Source organism: Enterovibrio sp. FF113, assembly GCF_041439165.1.
GTDB classification, from domain to species: domain Bacteria; phylum Pseudomonadota; class Gammaproteobacteria; order Enterobacterales; family Vibrionaceae; genus Enterovibrio; species Enterovibrio norvegicus_A.
The window spans coordinates 49,249-67,773 of sequence record NZ_JBGONO010000017.1; the positions used below are offsets into that span (position 1 = coordinate 49,249).

The 18,525-nt window shown below is 48.9% G+C and carries 17 protein-coding genes; 9 read left to right on the forward strand and 8 right to left on the reverse strand.

Annotation, left to right across the window (positions count from 1 at the left end; translation table 11 throughout):
- Window positions 1-3 precede the first annotated feature (3 nt).
- The 7 genes from fliE to ACED36_RS14585 all read left to right on the forward strand — a co-directional run bounded on the left by fliE (window position 4) and on the right by ACED36_RS14585 (window position 6,290).
- Window positions 4-384 (forward strand): flagellar hook-basal body complex protein FliE, encoded by a 381-nt coding sequence (gene fliE / locus ACED36_RS14555; RefSeq protein WP_016959239.1) that lies wholly within the window; start codon window positions 4-6, stop codon window positions 382-384.
- 2 nt (window positions 385-386) lie between these two features.
- On the forward strand, window positions 387-2,147 hold the full coding sequence (gene fliF, locus ACED36_RS14560) for a flagellar basal-body MS-ring/collar protein FliF (protein WP_371733464.1): 1,761 nt from the start codon (window positions 387-389) through the stop codon (window positions 2,145-2,147).
- A complete protein-coding gene (locus ACED36_RS14565; protein ID WP_016959237.1) occupies window positions 2,110-3,129 on the forward strand; it encodes a flagellar motor switch protein FliG in 1,020 nt (339 codons plus the stop codon). Before fliF ends, ACED36_RS14565 begins: the two co-directional genes overlap by 38 nt.
- 18 nt (window positions 3,130-3,147) lie before the next feature.
- Window positions 3,148-3,921 (forward strand): flagellar assembly protein FliH, encoded by a 774-nt coding sequence (gene fliH, locus ACED36_RS14570; RefSeq protein WP_017004931.1) that lies wholly within the window; start codon window positions 3,148-3,150, stop codon window positions 3,919-3,921.
- A 7-nt stretch (window positions 3,922-3,928) separates the two neighbouring features.
- Window positions 3,929-5,275: a flagellar protein export ATPase FliI gene (fliI, locus tag ACED36_RS14575; protein ID WP_371733492.1), complete on the forward strand. Its 1,347-nt coding sequence runs from the start codon at window positions 3,929-3,931 to the stop codon at window positions 5,273-5,275.
- 51 nt (window positions 5,276-5,326) lie between these two features.
- Window positions 5,327-5,782, forward strand: a complete 456-nt coding sequence (fliJ, locus tag ACED36_RS14580; RefSeq protein WP_016959234.1) for a flagellar export protein FliJ — start codon at window positions 5,327-5,329, stop codon at window positions 5,780-5,782.
- A 118-nt stretch (window positions 5,783-5,900) separates the two neighbouring features.
- Window positions 5,901-6,290: a VOC family protein gene (locus tag ACED36_RS14585; protein WP_016959233.1), complete on the forward strand. Its 390-nt coding sequence runs from the start codon at window positions 5,901-5,903 to the stop codon at window positions 6,288-6,290.
- 154 nt (window positions 6,291-6,444) lie between these two features.
- On the opposite strand, the gene ACED36_RS14590 is transcribed toward ACED36_RS14585, so the two are convergent.
- Window positions 6,445-7,164 (reverse strand): hypothetical protein, encoded by a 720-nt coding sequence (locus ACED36_RS14590; RefSeq protein ID WP_371733465.1) that lies wholly within the window; start codon window positions 7,162-7,164, stop codon window positions 6,445-6,447.
- Window positions 7,165-7,175: 11 nt separating this feature from the next.
- Window positions 7,176-7,691: a hypothetical protein gene (locus ACED36_RS14595; protein WP_017004928.1), complete on the reverse strand. Its 516-nt coding sequence runs from the start codon at window positions 7,689-7,691 to the stop codon at window positions 7,176-7,178.
- Window positions 7,692-8,064: 373 nt separating this feature from the next.
- On the opposite strand from ACED36_RS14595, the gene ACED36_RS14600 reads away from it, so the two are divergent.
- The gene (locus ACED36_RS14600) at window positions 8,065-8,952 is read left to right on the forward strand and encodes a DMT family transporter (protein WP_016959232.1); all 888 of its coding nucleotides are present in this window, start codon (window positions 8,065-8,067) and stop codon (window positions 8,950-8,952) included.
- A 115-nt stretch (window positions 8,953-9,067) separates the two neighbouring features.
- Here the strand turns inward: ACED36_RS14600 and ACED36_RS14605 are convergent, their stop codons facing one another.
- Entirely contained in the window at window positions 9,068-10,024 is a 957-nt protein-coding gene (locus tag ACED36_RS14605; RefSeq protein WP_371733466.1) for a catalase, read from the reverse strand.
- Between the two features lie 319 nt (window positions 10,025-10,343).
- Here ACED36_RS14605 and ACED36_RS14610 point away from each other — a divergent pair, with 319 nt between their 5' ends.
- Window positions 10,344-10,766 carry a MarR family winged helix-turn-helix transcriptional regulator gene (locus tag ACED36_RS14610; protein ID WP_371733467.1) on the forward strand — a complete coding sequence of 141 codons (423 nt, stop codon included), beginning with the start codon at window positions 10,344-10,346 and terminating at the stop codon, window positions 10,764-10,766.
- 68 nt (window positions 10,767-10,834) lie between these two features.
- Here ACED36_RS14610 and ACED36_RS14615 read toward each other — a convergent pair whose 3' ends face one another.
- The 5 genes from ACED36_RS14615 to ACED36_RS14635 all read right to left on the reverse strand — a co-directional run bounded on the left by ACED36_RS14615 (window position 10,835) and on the right by ACED36_RS14635 (window position 18,259).
- On the reverse strand, window positions 10,835-11,773 hold the full coding sequence (locus tag ACED36_RS14615) for a DMT family transporter (RefSeq protein WP_371733468.1): 939 nt from the start codon (window positions 11,771-11,773) through the stop codon (window positions 10,835-10,837).
- A gap of 151 nt (window positions 11,774-11,924) precedes the next feature.
- A complete protein-coding gene (locus tag ACED36_RS14620; protein WP_371733469.1) occupies window positions 11,925-12,632 on the reverse strand; it encodes a helix-turn-helix domain-containing protein in 708 nt (235 codons plus the stop codon).
- A 263-nt stretch (window positions 12,633-12,895) separates the two neighbouring features.
- On the reverse strand, window positions 12,896-14,248 hold the full coding sequence (locus ACED36_RS14625; protein ID WP_371733470.1) for a calcium-binding protein: 1,353 nt from the start codon (window positions 14,246-14,248) through the stop codon (window positions 12,896-12,898).
- Window positions 14,249-14,617: 369 nt separating this feature from the next.
- Window positions 14,618-15,364 carry a hypothetical protein gene (locus ACED36_RS14630; protein WP_371733471.1) on the reverse strand — a complete coding sequence of 249 codons (747 nt, stop codon included), beginning with the start codon at window positions 15,362-15,364 and terminating at the stop codon, window positions 14,618-14,620.
- A 207-nt stretch (window positions 15,365-15,571) separates the two neighbouring features.
- Complete coding sequence (locus tag ACED36_RS14635; RefSeq protein WP_371733472.1) at window positions 15,572-18,259, reverse strand: DEAD/DEAH box helicase family protein; 2,688 nt, start codon at window positions 18,257-18,259, stop codon at window positions 15,572-15,574.
- Between the last annotated feature and the right edge of the window lie 266 nt (window positions 18,260-18,525).

An 18,525-nucleotide genomic window follows, 5' to 3' on the forward strand; every position in this document is an offset into this window, starting at 1 on the left:
AACATGGCTAATCACTCAATCAACCCATCGATGAACAGCGCAATGAGCGCCGAACAGCTCATGCTGACCAAAATGGATGCCATGCGTGTACAGGCGCAGCCGGATTTTATTGTTAGCGCTAACCCCTTGGATGTGAACGCGGTTAACGCCACCACCAATCAGCCGATGTCTTTTTCACAAGCCATCACCAACGTCCTCGATACGGTGAACCAGCATCAATCGACAGCGAGTCAGAAAATTACGGCTGTTGAGCTTGGGAAAAGTGATGATTTAGTGGGAGCAATGGTCGCAAGCCAAAAAGCGAGCTTATCGTTTAATGCCTTGATGCAAGTGCGCAATAAGGTCGTCAGTTCGTTTGATGACATCATGAAGATGCCGGTGTAACCATGTCTGATATATCTACTCAATTGGCCGGCGGGACAACAGTAAATGCGGGTCGCACGGCTTCGTCTAATGGCATTGCTTCTTCTGGTGGCATGGATGAATTAGGCCACAAAGTGAAACAACTGTGGTCGAGCAGCCAGCGCAATCTGGTGTTATCTGCCGTGATGGCTGCCATCGTCGCCGCCATTATTGTGGTCGCGCTGTGGAGTTCTTCTCAAACATTTCGTCCGCTTTACAGCCAGCAAGAACGTTTTGATATTGGCGAGATTGTGTCTGTGCTTGAAACCGAAGGCATTGCCTATCGTCTGCAAGAACAAAACGGCCAAGTGCTCGTGCCCGAAGGTGAAGTGGCCAAAATCCGTATGTTGCTTGCGGCAAAAGGCGTAAAAGCGCAGCTACCTACCGGATTAGACTCACTGAAAAACGATAGCTCACTCGGCACAAGCCAGTTTATGGAAACGGCCCGTTATCGTCATGGTTTAGAAGGGGAGTTAGTCCGCACTATCATTTCTCTTAACGCCGTGTCTAACGCGCGCGTTCACTTAGCCATTCCGCGCCAAACCTTGTTTGTTCGTCAGAACGCAGAAAATCCGTCGGCGTCTGTGATGCTTGAACTCAAAGCAGGCGAAGATCTGAAACCGGAGCAAGTAGAAGCGATCATTAACCTGATCGTGGGCAGTGTGACAGGCATGAAGTCTGAACAAGTGTCAGTGATTGACCAATATGGTCGCCTGTTGAGTGCCGATGTTGCTTCGACCGAATCGGGTAAGGTGAATGCCAAATACCTCGACTATCAAAAAAACGTCGAGAAGCAGATTATTCAGCGCGCGTCCGACATGCTGACACCGATTGTGGGGCCAAGTAACTTCCGCGTTCAAGTCGCCGCCAACATGAACTTTAGCCAAGTGGAAGAAACGCAGGAAATTCTTGATGCAAATCCTGTCGTGCGCAACGAACACACCATTCAAAACAACTCTATCGATCAAATCGCGTTGGGCATGCCGGGCGCGCTGAGTAATCAACCGCCTGTGACTGGTGAAGTCCCAACCGAAGACAGCACCAACGCCAATGCGCGCTCTGAAATTAACCGCCAGTACGCAGTGGGCAGCAGTGTGCGTCGCACCCAATACCAGCAAGGTCAGATCCAAAATTTAAGCGTATCCGTGTTGCTCAACACAGGCGCAGCGCCAAACGGCACCGCGTGGACAGACGCTGAGAAAACGCAGATCTCCACCATGGTGATGGATGCTGTTGGCATTTCAGAAGCCCGTGGCGACAGCTTGAGTTTGATGAGCTTTAACTTCACGCCGATTGAAATCAGCGCATCCCCAGCTTTGCCATGGTGGCAAGATTCGGCAGTGCAGCAACCGCTTCGTTACGTGATTGGCGGCATGTTGGGCATGGCGATGATCTTCTTTGTGCTACGACCTCTGATCATGCACCTGACAGGCGCAGATCGCCGTGCACAAGAACTGGAATTTGCGGATCCGCAAGAAGAGATGACCTACGACAACCTGCAAACGCGAGAAGAGCGCGAGCGCGAAGAAGTGCTCAACCGTCGTCTGTCCGAAAAAGGTATTGCAGTGAGTTCAGGGCTGGATGTTGGCAATGAAATGCTACCCCCACCGGGATCGCCGCTAGAAATTCAATTGAAGCACTTGCAGCTGATTGCTAACGAAGAACCAGCACGCGTGGCAGAAATTTTGAAACAATGGATAAACGTGAATGAACACAGCACAGTCAAAGCAGAAACAACCGCTTAATCATGTCGAGCAGACCGCATTGGTACTGCTTGGCATGGGTGAAGATGCCGCGGCAAAAGTGCTGCAACACTTCAGCCGCGAAGAAACCCAACGCGTGACTCGCGCCATGGCGCATCTTAGCGGCATTCAAAGCGACAGCGCTAAAAGCGTGATTCAACATTTCTTTGAAGATTTTCGTCTGCACAGTGGTATTCGCGGAGCATCGAAAGAGTACTTATCGAATACCTTGCGCAAAGCACTGGGTAACGATTTAGCCAAAGGTTTGTTGAATAACCTTTACGGCGATGAAATTCGCAACAACATGCAGCGTTTGCAATGGGTAGAAGCCGAAGTGCTGGCGCGATTCATCACGAGCGAACACCCACAGATGCAGGCGATTTTCTTGGCTTACTTGCCAGCAGATAGTTCCTCGCTGGTGCTGAAACACTTGCCGGCGGATTACCACGACGAACTGCTTTATCGCATTGCTCGGTTACAGGATATTGACCATCAAGTGGTGCACGATCTCAACGATCTGATTGAACGCTGTATCGCGCAAGTGTCTGTTAACCAATCCGCGCCGCTGTCTGGTGTGAAGCAAGTGGCCGACATCATTAACCGCTTTGAAGGTGATCGCGCCACCTTGATGGAAATGCTCAAACTGCATGACGAAGATATTGCCAATGAGATTGAACAGAACATGTTCGATTTCATGGTACTGAGCCGTCAGCGCGAGGACACATTGGACAAACTGGTGCAGCAAATCCCAGCCGAATTATGGTCTGTGGCATTGAAAGGTGCAGAAATCACCTTGCAGCAAACCATCAAGCGTTCCATGCCACAGCGTATGGCGAAAGCATTGGAAGATGACATGCAGCTGCGCGGTGCGGTGCCTTTGAGCCGCGTAGAAAGTGCGCGTGCTGAAATCATGCAGATTGTTCGTGCCCTGAGTGATTCGGGCGAGATTGAACTGGTGCTGTACGAAGAAGCCACGGTGGAGTAAACCATGACAGGAAAATTCATGAAAATCCCGCCATCTGGCTACCGTGTTCACCGTTTTCCTCCGCTGGCAAAGCCAGTGGTTATGGTGGAAGACGAATTCGGTGCAGAGCAGAACTGGAATGATGTTCAGGCAGATTTGCAGCAAAAACTCGAAGCGGGTTTTCAGCAAGGATTAGAGCAAGGCCATCAAGAAGGTTTCCGCCAGGGTACAGAGCAGGGCATACAGCAAGGCTTGCTAGACGGTCAAAAAGAGGGCTTTCAGAAAGGCTTTGTGTCTGGCGAACAAGCAGGGCGACAAGCATTTCTTGATGCGGCTAAACCCGTTAACGAGCTGTTCCATACATTGTCGCATTGGCAAAAAGAGCGCGAGCAACAGCAGCGCCATATGATTTGTGAACTGGTTCAGAAAGTCGCGCAGCAAGTTATCCGCGCAGAGCTTACTCTGATGCCGCAGCAAATCCTGACGCTGGTGGATGAAACCATCGACGCGTTACCGGGCAAATCAGAAAAAGTCACGGTGCATTTGAACCCTCAAGATCTGGAGCGGATCAGAAACATCAATGCCGATCTTCCTGCAACATGGAAGTTGGTGGCGAACAATGAACTGCCTGTGGGCGGCTGTCATCTGGTGACAGAAGATGCAGAAGCCGACGCCAGTTGCGATTCGCGCCTGCAAACCTGCATGGATAACGTTAAGCAGCACTTGCTTGATGAGGTGACAGTGTCACAACCCATTAACAAGGAATCAAGCAGTACCACAGACTCACAACAGCTTGAGGCTGTGAATGACTGACGTCGTGATGAATAGTACCTCTGCGCACGTTTTACTGTCAGAGCGTTTGAGCGATGCCATCGCGTCGCTCGATTCGGTACCGATTGCCCGAGTGACGGGTCGTTTAGTCAAAGTGAACGGGTTGATGCTGCAAGCCGTTGGTTGCCGTTTCAAACTCGAACAGCGTTGCTTGGTCGAAACGGCTGAAGGCGACATGATTGAAGCGCAAGTCGTGGGCTTTGACCACAACGTGGCGTACTTGATGCCCATCCGTCGCCTTGGCGGGTTGTTCGCAGGCGCGAAAGTGATACCGCTGGAAGGCGACAGCACCGTGCAACTTGGCGCTAACTGGCTAGGACGCGTAGTGAATGGGCAGGGCGAACCCATTGATGATGGCCCAGAGCTGAAAGGCGGCGAGCGTGTTTCCCTCGAACCTAAACCGATCAACCCACTAAAACGCCGCCCGGTAGATACCCCACTCAACATGGGTGTGCGCGCGATTAACGGCTTGTTGACTGTTGGTAAAGGCCAGCGCATTGGCCTTATGGCAGGCAGCGGCGTGGGTAAAAGTGTCTTGATGGGCATGATTTCCCAAAACACCGAAGCTGACGTGATTGTGGTCGGATTGATTGGCGAACGCGGACGTGAAGTCCGTGAGTTCATTGAACGTAACCTAACGCCAGAAGCCCGTAAACGCGCCATTGTGGTAGCCGCACCCGCGGATGAATCGCCGCTGATGCGCCTTCGCGCTACCTTGCTTTGTCACCGTGTTGCAGAGTATTTCCGCGACCAAGGCAAAGATGTCTTACTGCTGATGGATTCACTCACGCGTTATGCCATGGCGCAGCGTGAAATTGCCCTTTCCCTCGGCGAGCCGCCCGCCTCGCGTGGTTATCCGCCATCTGTCTTTAGCTTGTTGCCGCAGTTGCTTGAACGTGCAGGTAACAGTGAAAACCAACACGGTAGCTTAACAGCCATTTATACCGTGTTGGCAGAAGGAGACGATCAACACGATCCTGTGGTGGATTCCGCCCGCGCGATTTTGGATGGTCACGTCGTATTGTCGCGCCAATTGGCCGAACAGGGGCATTACCCTGCGATTGATATCAATGCGTCGATTAGCCGTTGCATGTCGGGTTGCACGCAGCCAGCACACACCACCATCGCCAATCAGTTTCGCACCTTGTATTCCAACTACCTGCAAGTAAAAGAACTGTTGCCTTTGGGGGGCTATCAACCGGGGCAAGACCCAGAGCTTGATCGTGCTGTTGCCATGTATCCGCAGCTCAAAGGCTATCTGTTGCAAGGCGCGGATGAATCCGCCGATTACTCAAGCAGTCTGACTGATCTCGCGCAGATGTTTCAGCAGCAGTAGGCGTAGTACTCATCGCATTAACGTTCGCAAGCGCGATCAAGGAGACAGCGTATGGACGCAAAAATCAAAGCGTGCGGCAAACTGCAACAAGTAGAAGAAAAGCGCCGCGACCGTGTCGGCCAACAGCTTGAATCCATGCGCCAGCGTCACGCTCACCTTGAAGGTAAACTCGGGCAATTGTCTGACCTTAAAACCCACGCCAATCAATCTGCCACTCTACAAACCGCGACTCAGCAAGCAACCTTCAACAGCGCCGCGCTGATGAACCTCTCCCGCGTCGATCAAATGCTACAAAAGCTATTGGTTCACTGCGAACACGAGCAAGCGGTATTGCAGGCGCAATGTTCTTCTGTACAAAAGGAACTGGAACAACGCCACGCCCGCGTTCAGGGACTAGAAAAAGCCTTAGATCGCTGGAAAGCCAAGCAGCGCTATGAGAAAGCGAGAAAAGAGCAGAGGTTGCTGGAGGAGATGATCAACGCCCGTCTGAAGAGACGGGCGGTTTAGATATGTGACGCGATGAACGCACCTCTTTCTTTTGAGGGATAAGGCCACGCGCACCCTAGACAAAACACCGCCTATCCTGCACAGTCATGACCATACCAATAACCAGAAAGGAAGAGAGATGTTTAGTCATGTAATGATTGGTTCCAATGACATGGAAAAATCAAAAGCTTTCTATGATGCAACGCTGGCAGTGTTGGGTTACTCAGAAGGGATGATAGATGAAAAAGGTCGCTGTTTCTATCTCACCCAAGATGGGGTGCTTGGGATTACTAAACCGATCAATGGCGAGTCAGCGTCACACGGTAACGGTATGACCATTGGTTTTAAGGCGAGTAGCCCTGAGCAGGCGAAGGCATGGCATGAAGCGGGTATCGCGAATGGTGGCACTCCATGTGAAGAACCGCCGGGTGTTCGCGCAAATAGCAGAATGAGCCTGTATTTGGCTTACTTACTTGATCCATCGGGCAATAAAATATGCGCAATGTACGTGATGCCAGCTGAAAGTTAATTGTCAGTGTCTCATTCACCCTGTGACTGAGTGACTCAAAGAGGGCTAGCATGCGAACATGCTGGCCCTTTTTTCATTTCATGTTCTAAATTTTCAGCCACATTGCTTGTCGTTCAGGTTGTGCTTGCTCGGACGGGGCAGATGGCGGTGGAGACTAAGGTGCTTCGCTAGATTTAAACGTCTCAAAGGTTTGGATTGAATTTAGTGGCGAGAACGGTTGTTGGATATCGCTATTGAACGGTAATGTCCCCTGGCTTTCTTGAAGAATCGCTTTAATTATGTCGTCGTTGAGCTGAGATTCAATCGTCGATTTTTTGATTATCCAGTGGTCATTTTTTTTGGTTGATATCGGCTCGCTAATCTTGAGGCTACTCAAGGCGGAAGTGAGTTCATCATCGCTAATGATCACGTCCTTAAAGTTAGAACTCAGTAAGGTGTTAAATTCAGGGTGACTTGTCATATGAATAAAATCACTGCTGGTTTTTTTCATTAGAAGTAAGTTGTTTATTTCTCTGTGCGTGGAGTTGGAACTTGTTGTTGTCACGTAAACCTTGGGTGAGTGCGATAAAATCCCAGCAAAGCCATTGAGTGCGTAGCACTGTAAAGGGAAGTGACTGTTACTTGTTTTAACCGCTTTTATGTAATCCGAGTCAGAACACAGCCTGTCATGGGTTTTAATGATGGCAGAGAGATCTTCTTGGTTTTTACTTTGGAGGATATTCTTAACTTCTGAAATTAAAAAAGAGCATGCAGTATTTTTGTTATCTTCTTGTTGGCGCTGCACACTTTCTCCCTTCGATGCGAAGGTTGTAAACAACGCGGCGCTGATAATTATCGTTGATATCCATGCTTTAAATGCGTGCTTTTTCATCATTATTCGCCCGATTAGCAACCATTGGGAGGAGGTGTTGAAAGGCAAGGATCGATGGCTAAGGTTGAAGCCTTAGCAGTGGGTACGGCTTCTGTATTCTGGCTGGCTATTTGCTCTGTATTGAAACTAAAGCTGTCTTTGCTGTGTACCGAGAAAGCAATGAGCATGGCGCCAACAAACATGGCAAAAATACCCGGAGAGGCTGTGGCTAGCTGAAAGGCCCATCCTGACCCTTCAATACTGGCTGAGGTGCTTTTCTCGATAGTGAAAAAACACACGGCCAATCCGATAAGCAAAGTACCTACGCCTGCAAACATCGCCACAGAACGCTTCAACATGCTGATGTACAAATTAAACATGCTGAAGTAGTAGTGGGTGTTGTCCTTTAATTCGCTTGCGCTATGAGAAGCAAATGCGGTTTCTTTAAACCAGTTTAAGTTGGTGACCAGAAAGTAGCCTAATCCTGCCAATACCAGTGTTGAGGTGATGGTTAAATACCAAGGTGAAAAACGAAACCAGGAACCTTGCACTATTTTTCCTAATGGGATGATGTTTGGTAATGGAGAGTATAGACAGTGGTGATACTTCGCAGTGTATTGCTCTCAAGATACGATATAGATCAGGTAAGTAAGGCTGTATAACGATTGTTCTGAGCGCGATTTAATAACGGTTGAGACAAACGGCATGTTTAGCCTGTTTGTCTCTGTGATATTCAACAAAATTCCCGCCACGCTCGATTCGCCGACACACTGGAGTGCACACATCAAAGAAGCCCAGTTGGCAGAGTCGCTATCATGTCGCCTGAATTGAGCAACAAATACAGATAAAGAGTGATGAGGTGAAAGCGCGATTAGGTGGGTATAATGTCCACGCCTTTCTCATTCCCTTTTTTGTTGGTGTTTAATGTTGGTCGAAAGACGTGCTTCTTTGATTTTACTTGTTGCTACTGTGTTGGCTGCCTGGGGATGGATTTTCTCGAAAGAGGCGATTCAGGGTATGCCGCCGTTTGGGTTTATCGGCCTGCGCTTCATTTTGGCATCCTTGTGTATCCTGCCGTTTTGCTTTGGCAAACTGAAAGTCGTTGATAGGGGTGATTTGACGCGAGCGGCAGGAGTGGGCTGCGTGCTGGCATGTGCGATTTTGTTCTGGATCTTCGCCATGTCTGTCAGCACCTCGCTGGGGGAGGGCGCGTTTATCATGAGCCTTTCCATGCTGATTGTGCCGCCCGTTGCGTGGTTGCTGTATAAGCAAGCGCCGCCGAGGATATTCTGGTTTTCGATGCCGATTGCCGTGGTGGGTTTGGCGTTGCTATCACTAGGTGGTGTGGGCTGGCAGCTCTCGCCAAGTCAGATTTGGTTCTTGCTGGCGGCGTTGTTTCTCGCTGTTCACTTTAATTTGAACAATCGCTATGCACAGCGTATTCCGACCTTGGTGTTGACCTGTGTTCAGTTGTTTTCGACGGGTGTGGTTGCAACCATCGCTTCGTTGCTGACCGAAACATGGCCCGACACCATACCTCCGACAGTGTGGGGCTGGTTTACGCTGAGTGTGCTGGTGGCAACAAGTTTGCGTTACTTAATGCAGACGCTTGGCCAGAAGGGAGCAAGCGCTGCAAATGCGGCCATTATTATGATCCTTGAACCTGTTTGGACGGTGATCCTGAGTGTGGTGTGGTATCACGAATCAATGCCTGCGCATAAAATTGCAGGCTGTGCGTTGATTTTATTGTCGCTGTTGGTTTATCGCGGAACCCAACCGCTGCGTGATTTTATGCGGAAAAAATCACGGTAGCGTGCGAATCAATCACGAAGTAGGCGAGACATGATTCTCGCCTTCTTTTTGCCGAGCAGTTTGTCTAAGTGGTATAAGGATTACTCTGCGCGAGACCGGATACGTAAGATGCTCGCTATTGCGATTTCTCACTGAGTCTACGACCTAATCCAACAGCATAAGACGAGCTTCTCGCTTGCAGTAGGGGATCATTAGACGGCTCGATACCGTCGCTGAGCATGGTCGGGTCAAAGGTGATATCTTCGCATTTCCCTTCGGGGGTAATAGATTCAATGACCAAACGTGCCGCGTTGAACGTAACATGCTCACCTTCCCAGCGCTTTGCCGCGTCGTCGACCATGTCTTGTGGGTTGGCAATCGTGACGACCATGTTCCAACTCACTTCTCCGCTTTCTAGGCTTTTTTGCAGATTCTCAAAGTAGAAATCGCTTCCTGTTTCTACCGATATGTCGTGTTTGCTGGTCGGCACAAAGGCAAACCTGAACGCGACTTTTTCTCCTTGCTCATTCACCAAGTAGAAGCTGTTCACACTGTTGTAGCTCATGTCTTCATAAGGCTTTAGTGTGTTGTCTCTTTTTGCCATGTGCGCCTTGAACGCTTTTATTTCTGGGTACTTCTCTTTGACGGCGGCGAGTGCTTCTTTGCCTTTGAGCGTTGCTTGATTGAGTTCCAGAAAGGCTTCAGGTGTTGAAACAGGGAAGAAATCTAGCGTGTTTACCGCCATTCGAGTGATCCCTCCGTTTACGTCTTGCATAGACAGTCCGAGACCATAATCGCTAGGTACATCGTCAGGCGCATCGATATTGCCGCCTTTGTGCGAAAGTCGACCTATCACTTTCGTTGATGCTTGGAACAATGGGCTGTTGGTGTAACGGGTGATGTTTGTGGCGATAGGTTCAAATCGCCCTTCAAAACAAAAACCTTTGGTATGGTTTCTGCGTTTTCCTTCGGTAATACCAAATATTGATTCAAACACATCCACGCTATCCACGGCGAGGTTTGGGTTGGTTGAGGCAATAGTGGGTGACGCGACGAGTCCAAGCGCTGCGGCGCATAGAATAGACTTATTCATTGATCTCTCCTTGCTGAATAACCATACAAATTATTTTCAATAAACAGTTCGTTAGCTAATAGTTTGCGTGCGAACAATAGAGTTAATATGTTGGTCTGACTTGTAGGAAAAATCAACGATTGGCAGTCTCTATCCTGAGAGTTTTAACAATGTCATAAAATAGATTTTCTATATCAGATAGATATGGCTAAGGCTTATTGCTTGATTCATAAAATAAAGGTGGCCAAACTGTTAGTGCACAAATTGTTTGGGTTGATGATAGTGGCCGGTTTTGCCATAGTGACGAAATAATAAAGACAAAAAGGACAAGGATTAGCCCATGGGACCCAAGCATATCGATCAAATTTGCTTCAACTTATATTCGACGTCCAGCATGATCACTCAGGCTTACAAGCCATTGCTTGAACCCTTTAAACTCACTTATCCGCAGTTTGTTGTGATGATGTCATTGTGGCAAGAACAGGATGTATCGGTGACCGAACTTGCACAATCTGTTGGTTTATCCAAGGCGACCGTCACACCTATTATTAAACGCTTACAGAGCGTTGGTTATGTCACGAAGACGCTTGTTGAGGGCAATGAAAGGCAAAAATCGGTCGCGTTAACCGACGAAGGCAAGAAACTCGCTAGGGCGGGAAAGAAGGTGGCGAAACAGGCACTTTGTGCAACGGGGCTGACAGAAAGTGAAGCCGACACCATGATTTCTTTAAGTCAAAAAATCCGTCAGCATTTGGCTTCATAGCTCATAGCTTCTTTGCCAACGTGCCTTGCTAGGTGCTAGGTGCTAGGTGCTCGAAAAGGTTTACAGCCCTAGTCGGTTACTTGGACTCTGTGCGTCGAGCCTTTTTCACTGGCCTGTATCACAAGGCATACCATGATTAGCCCCATGCCAACCCAACCTTGCATAGGGATGATTTCGCCAACAATCCAAACCGCAAAACAGGCCGCGACCACAGGTTCAAACAGAGTGAGTAGTGTCGCTTTGCTGGCGTTCACATGTCTAAGCCCAAAACCAAAAATCAAGTAACCCAAAAACATCGGGATCAATGCCATATAGGTAACAACGAGAGTGTTACTGAGGCTTGAAAATAGATGTTCGCCGGTGAACATCAGGGTAGGGAGTAGCAGCATGGCACCCAAGCCAAAAATGCCCCCCATCGCCGATTCAGACTGCACGCCGTTTTCAATTAAACGTTTTGCAACCCATGCATAAATGGCGTAGGTCAGCGCGGCAAGTAGCCCAAGCATGACGCCAAAAAGCTTGTCAGATTGTTGCGTTGCGGTTTGCGCATGTGATGACTCTGCAAAGGTAAGCATGACAATTCCAATTGTCCCCAGAACAACACTAAGTAACCAACGCGGCGTAATCGCACTAGCTTTGCCAAAAAGACGCTCAATGATAACGGTCATGAAAGGGGCGCAGGCAATAGAAACCACCGTGCCGGCGGCGACGCCCGCCAAACGCATTGAGGAGTAAAACGCCAACGGATATACCGCAAGTGCAATGGCTCCAATGAGCAATGTCGTGCGGTGTTGCAGCAGCAACTGCCCATCTTGTCGTAGCGATTTACGTGCAGTTATGGCCAGTAATAATCCACCTATGCCTGCTGCAAAAGCGCCAATCGCCAGTGAACTAATTTGTGGGGCGAAGTTCGCTACCGTACCCGTTGTTCCCCAAAGCACGGAGGACAACAGGATGGCCAAGCTGCCTTGCAATGCGGAGTCCATGTTCAAGAAGGTGCGTTTCATCGTGCTGCGTGCCCTGTCTAATCCTTTAAGTTGACAATAATCCTAACGGAAATAGCTGACGAAGACTTTGCAGAAAGGACGCATTACTACGCCGAGAGGGCGCTTTTCTATTCATCCAGTATGTCGATGATAAATTGTGTGTGGTGATGTATTAGCGAGAAAAGTCTCTTGGAGAGAGGCCAAAACTGGCGGAAAAGCGACGGCTAAACGCAGAGACATCGGTGTAGCCAACGCGTTCAGCGATCAATTGAACAGGCAAGTCGGTGTGTATGAGCAAAGCCTTGGCTTTTTCCATTCTCTGCTCGGTAATGTATTGATAGGCACTGACGCCTAATGCTTCCTTGAATCGCTTCTTAAATTGGGTCGGGCTGAGGCAGGCGACTTTCGCTAGGCCTTCAATGGTCAGGTGAGTTTCTAGTTGTTCAATAATGCATGTTTGCGCAGCGCGAATACGCGGGTCGACAAGTGGGTTGCCGCTTTGCTGTTGCAGTAACAACATAAAGACATCGACTAGCGATTCTTCAAGCTTATCATCCAGCTGAAACTCTAATTGCTTTTCGACAAAGTAGAGAAAACTAAGGAGCGGTGGCGTGATGGAAAATACCGCGACGTTTGATGTATGAAGATTGTCTGGTAGCGATGAAAGATCAGCAATGATAAAACGCGCTGCTTCGTCGGCTGTAAAGTGATGTTGCACACCAGATTCGATCACCACGCATTCGCCCACCCCGACGCCACCGTTGTAATCGGTCAGTTCGATATGAATCGTGCCTTGTATTGGCAATACCAACTGGTGATAGTCATGCGCGTGACTTTGTCGTTGGCGGGTGTACGAACGAATGCTTAGGCTGTTTTCCATGTTCAGCGTGAATTCCTTTTACCCATAAAACGCAGATATTTATACCCAAACAAATTCTCGCTGAACAAGCACCTTGAGGTTGCTTAGGTATACAAACAGTAGAGCAGATTTCGTCAAGTTTGGTATATCCCACTTTAAGGAAGTGAGAGATGTGATAAATCGCCGTGGCTATTTTGAATACGGTTTAACTGGCTTGAACTTGAACTTGAATATTGGACAATAGTGCCCGCTCGTTAAGAAGCGTGCGGGCACGTTGGTTTGTGTTATGCGATGATTTCGCAGCCTGTGACGAAATCAATGTAGTCACTCTTGAACTGACCACAGAAGTTTTGTAGCTGAATTTCCGTGCCATCCGCAAAATCCAGTGTCACCGTGTGCGACGTTTGCGTGATGTTGATTTGGCTTAGTGACGCCGCCAATGACGTGTCGATTTGGAGAGTGTCATGCCAGCCATTGAAGTCGGTGATAATGTCTTTGCCATCGCCTTGGCAGAAGTAGAAAACATCGTCGCCCCAGTTGCCTTTAAGAATGTCATCACCTGCGCCACCAACGATATAATCGTTACCCCAGCCGCCATCGATGTTGTCATTGCCACACCCGCCATCGAGAGCGTCCTCACCACACCCGCCATCCAACTTATCGTCACCGCAATTGCCAAACAGTGCGTCGTTTTCACCGTGGCCCCAAAGTTCATCGTTGCCTGCGCCACCGACAAGTTTATCGTCGCCCGCTTCACCAAGCAGCTTGTCATTACCATCACCGCCTAAAAGCAAGTCTTGACCCCAACCGCCCCACAGTGAATCGCTGTGATTGCCGCCGCTTAGCAGGTCGTTGTCACTACCGCCGAACAACTCATCGCAACCGTCGCCGCCGTAAAGCTCGTCAGCACCGTAATACCCCACCAGTTTATCGTCACCGGCGTTACCTTCTAATACATCGTTGCCACAGCCTCCATCGACGTAATCATCGCCTTCGCCGCCAGACATTTGGTCGTAACCATCTCCGCCCCACATTTTGTCATTTCCGTCACCGCCGAGCATGGTGTCATTGCCCCAATGTCCATCCATGTGGTCGCTGCCTTCACCACCATTGATAATGTCGTCACCGTGCCAGCCGATCATTCGGTCATCGCCGCAACCTCCAAACAGTGCATCGTCACCGTCGCCACCGTCGACATAATCGTTACCGTCGCCACCTTCAAGTTGATCATGACCTTGGCCACCCCAAAGATGATCGTTTCCAGAGCCACCTGAAAGATAGTCGTTTCCTTGTTCGCCTTTTAGGGTGTCGTTACCATTCCCGCCATAAAGTTGGTCGTTATCGTGTCCACCGTAAAGGACGTCGCAACCCCAGCCTCCATATATCGTGTCGTCACCAAAACCGCCGTAAACTTTGTCGTTGCCGTACCCACCATCAACCCAATCTTCGCCGTAACCCCCTTTGATATAGTCATGGTCGTAACTGCCGATGATTTTGTCATCACCATTTCCGCCATCAATTAGGCACTCGTTCCCATATGCTTCGATATAGTCGTTGCCGTCTTTTCCGTATATCCAACTAACGTGATGGCTGCTTATGATGGTGTCGCCCAATGACGTTCCTGTAATTGTTGTCATTATTTTTTCCTCATAAAGGGTGTCTTGATGTTGTCGTGATGCTCAATGAATCATCAGAACTATGGCAGCGTAAGTCATTGATCCCTTGTTTCGGATTCAAGAATTATCTAATTGAAACTCATCGGGTTTTTAAATTCTCAGCAATAAAATAGCAGGTGTTATGGATAGGCTTTGTTATCTAAAGAGTCAGTCAAAACTTGCCAATGTAAGCCGTATGTTTAACGATAGGAAAAGACAAGCGGTTGGCATATTTAGAGTGCCTAATAACATTGACATAGCTAAGAGGGGTTATGGTCACCTGCGAGAAGGTGACCATGAATAAAACAAAAGGAACTGTTTGTTTGGGAAGGAGATGGCGACTAATCGGTATTAGAACTTACCGCCATTAGTCCATTCATGTTTTGGCGGTACGATTTCTTCATTGATCCACAGCTCGACAATTTTTCCGCTTTCCAATCGGAAGATGTCGAAACGCGCGGTTTCGATACCGTCTTTCATGACTCGGCAGTAGGTCACCACAACGTTGCCTTGCCCGATCAGTTTAAAGATTTGATCGTAACTGCCAATGCACTGTTCAAGTGATGCAACATCTGAGCCCTGGTGAGTCACTAAAGAAGCGGTGTCGACGAAGGCGTCCAGCTTGTTAGCTTGTCCCAACACCATGACGTCGCACATGAATTCGCGAACACGCGCTTTGTTGGCTTCTGTGGCGTGTTCATCTTCTATACCAAGGTGACCGTTGAGTTGATTAATGTTATCGGATTCTTTGCCTTCATAGGCGGAGATAACATCCCAATGCTCGATGATTTTGTCGTTGCTGTCGGTATCGAACAGATCCGTTGTTACCCATTTTGCTTCACCGTTATTGATGTCTTGGAAGACTTGCACAAAGACATATTGCCCATCAACCACAGAGCGGATAACACGAATGTCTCTGACAGGGCAACGTAGAAGGAAGGGCTCAAAAAATTCAACAAAACCTTCAATGCCATTTTTGACACCCGTGCTGTGCTGAATGTATCGGTCGCCGGTGTATTGAGTGACGGCTTGGCGAGCATTGCCATCACGAATGCCTTCCATGTACAAATTCGTCGCGTTTTGTAGTTTTGGGTTCATGTTGCATTCCTTCTTTGGATCTACGCGCAACCACAGGCGAAGCGCCGAGGTCATGGGGGAGAACGAGAACAGTCAAACAGAGAGATTTGACTCTATCATTTGTGGCAACGCATTCGTTCTCAAATGATAGACGAGACATGAAGCAAATCGGTGGGGGTAGGAGGCGACCGGACCCTATGAGTCACCGCGCTCCCGTATGAATGGTGGTCAGCTCCAGCGGTCTTGGCGTTTAACTTCATCGCTGAAGTTCGAGGAGAAGGCTTTCATTTTTCCTTTGAGTAGCCTTTTTCTGCCATCCGGTGTGCGGGTATATATCAGTTCTGACAGGCTGACGTTCTTGCACCAAGATTTGTAGAAAATCATCGCGGTGTCTTTCTTGGCACCAAACCTAAGCGGAACCGCATGACAATCATCTCGCGTCATTCCGAGGAATTTCCCTTCTCGAATCACCAAATATCTTGGGTTACCAATCGGTGCGAGAATTTCGTGTAGGCAGTCTGCAAACAGGGAAGATTCATAGAAGGTGCAACCTGACAGCGACAAGAAGAAAGCGCCTTCATGGGTTTTTATGACGTTGACTTTCATTTGCCGAATCGATGTTTCGACAAAGCCAGCCTGACAAAGTGCTTCGGCCAACGCAACGCCAATTTGTTTCAACGCACCGTCAACTGGCAGGTAACGGAGTACGACTTTAAGCGTAAAAATTGTTTTCGGCAGCTGATAAATCAAAGTACCAGCGATAACCAAGGCCAAAACCGGGAGTATGGTTGAGGGGGAATGTTTCAAGGTGCTCATCGCAGCCAGTGCGCCGCTAGTGATTGCGCCAGCGAGTTGAATCGCCAAATAGCCGAAAGAGCGCTTGAGTAGATAGCCACGAATGGCAGGCAGCTTGTTGGTTTTGACTGATGGAACCACTCGGGCGGTTTCTTCCAAAGAAAGCGCCTGATGCCAGCGCGCCGCAACAATCCCTATTTTGTGAAAACGACGCGTCATTTGGCGGTTATTGGCGGTAATCGGCGAAGCCATTTCGACATTCATAGGCGAATCAATGGCTGTTGCTTTCATGCGGTCAAAACCGCTTTCAATGGTCAGCGCTTTTTCGGAGAGTCCGACAAAGGTTTCAAAGCGTTGTTTGAGGCTGTAAAAATCGGACCAGCCAGCAAAAGATTTGGCATTGATGGCAGCCAAATGCCATATAGCGCTAATTTTGTCTTTGTTGGCGGGGTCAATGCGAATGGCGCGTCCACGCATTTGGTTGGTGAGCATGAATGAGCCCACTGAGCTTGCGAGGATCAGTGAATTTATGGCGGGGGCATCCCAGCCTTCACCAAGCAGTGACCGCGTGCCAATCAGCACGTTGATGTCACCGTTCATCAACAAGGCAGTAAAAGCCCCCGTTAATTGATTGAGTGGCGCAGAGACTTTTTGGTATTGCTGTTGGCTTCCCATTGGTTCAGTTTTGACGTTTTTGCTACTGATATGGGTGAGCAAAGCGGGTAGCAAGGCCGTTGGAATAATACTTAAACGGCCTGTTAATAATGCAATTTGACCAGATACGGGAGATGACGTGGTGATGGCTTTGAATATTGGCCACGCCCCGAGGTTCACTTCGCCAGTGTCCATTCCTGATGCAAGGGCTTCGTCTCGGATGTAATCCGTTAAAATCACTTGGCGAAGGTCATTGCCGCGTTGTTTGAGCTCGAGCTGGTGGATCTCGCAGCAACCTTCAATTTTTGAGACGCTTAATGACAGAGATCGTTCAATTCTTCTTGAACGCTCTAACGAAAGTTCGCGTTTGTTGAGCAACTCAGAGGTATTCAGTTGTTTCTTTAATTGCTCAACAAACAGCAGGTGTTCGTTTTCGTGCGGGTAGGTTTTTGAAAACAGCAGCGCCGCAATCAACACTTGCCAACGATGTCTCCCTAGCTCGGGAATGTCGTCATGCCTGAGGTCGAGCAACTGCATGAGTTTTTGATTATCAGGACGTTGTTTTGCTTTCATAAAGCTGAGGATCGCAATGGCGATCTCGGGCTCTTTGATCAACGCTTGTTCAATGTCGTCTTGGTGTAACCAAGGGTGAGATAAAACCGCGCTTTCAAAAGCCTCACTCGCCATCAAGGTATGGCAGAGTGTGGATACGCGCTGGTCATATTCCTCAACTTGCTGCTTTTCTGATGACGTGGCGTTACATGCCCACAGGTAATCTTGATGCGCGCATAACGTGCCCGCTTTGACGAGTTCGGGGACGGAAATTTCTTCATCAATTGGGCCGCAAAGCTTCTCATATCTCGCCCATTCATGGCCTTGCGAATCGTAAGGCGGGGTGGCGGTGAGTGACACCAATGTGATGTTGGGGAAATGCTCGCAGACTTTTTCTAATGCTCGCCACCATTCGTTTCTTAAGTGGTGGGCTTCATCAAGGATAAGCACTTCAATGTTGTGCTGCTCAAGCAGTTGAATGAAGCTGTTTAGCTCATCGTCTTTCAATCCGTTGTCATTGTCTAGTCGCTCGGCTTCGTCGTTCTCTTCGCCAGTTAACGCATCCGCTCCCAGCGCGTCAGCAACTTTGGCGTGTAGCGCTTGATAGGTGATGGATGTAAGGGTTTTGGGATGGTGAATCGAACGACTCACCCAATCGAGGGACTGCGCATCATCAGTGGCGCAAAAATCTTTCAGCCTGTCTATCCACTGATCGCGAATGATGCGTGTTGGTGAAAGCACCAATGTCGGTTTTCTGAGGATGCGAAAGACTTCGAGACCGAGCGTCGTTTTTCCTGCACCGGGAGCGGCGACGATATGCAGACGTTTGTCACTGAGGTGTTCATGCACCGCGTTGAGTACGCGGTGTTGATAGGGACGCCACGGATAGCAAAACGTCATGGTATCAAATGGCATGTATCATCCTTTTTATCTGCATCCTGTCCTTCGCAAAGCGATGCTTTAACAAAAGCCTCGTTTTCGTGAGTACCACGTTTGATCTGTCGCATTCAGCCGAATGAGCTCAAAGCAGTGCGTGAAATGTTACCTGAATGCCGTTGATTTCTCAGCTCTCATCCTCTCAAAAGCAGCGTTCACTCTCTGGTAACTTGTACCGCCGCACAGTTAAGATCTGCCAGACAAAGAAAAGGCGACCGTGATATCGGCCGCCTTTGCGTGTTGGT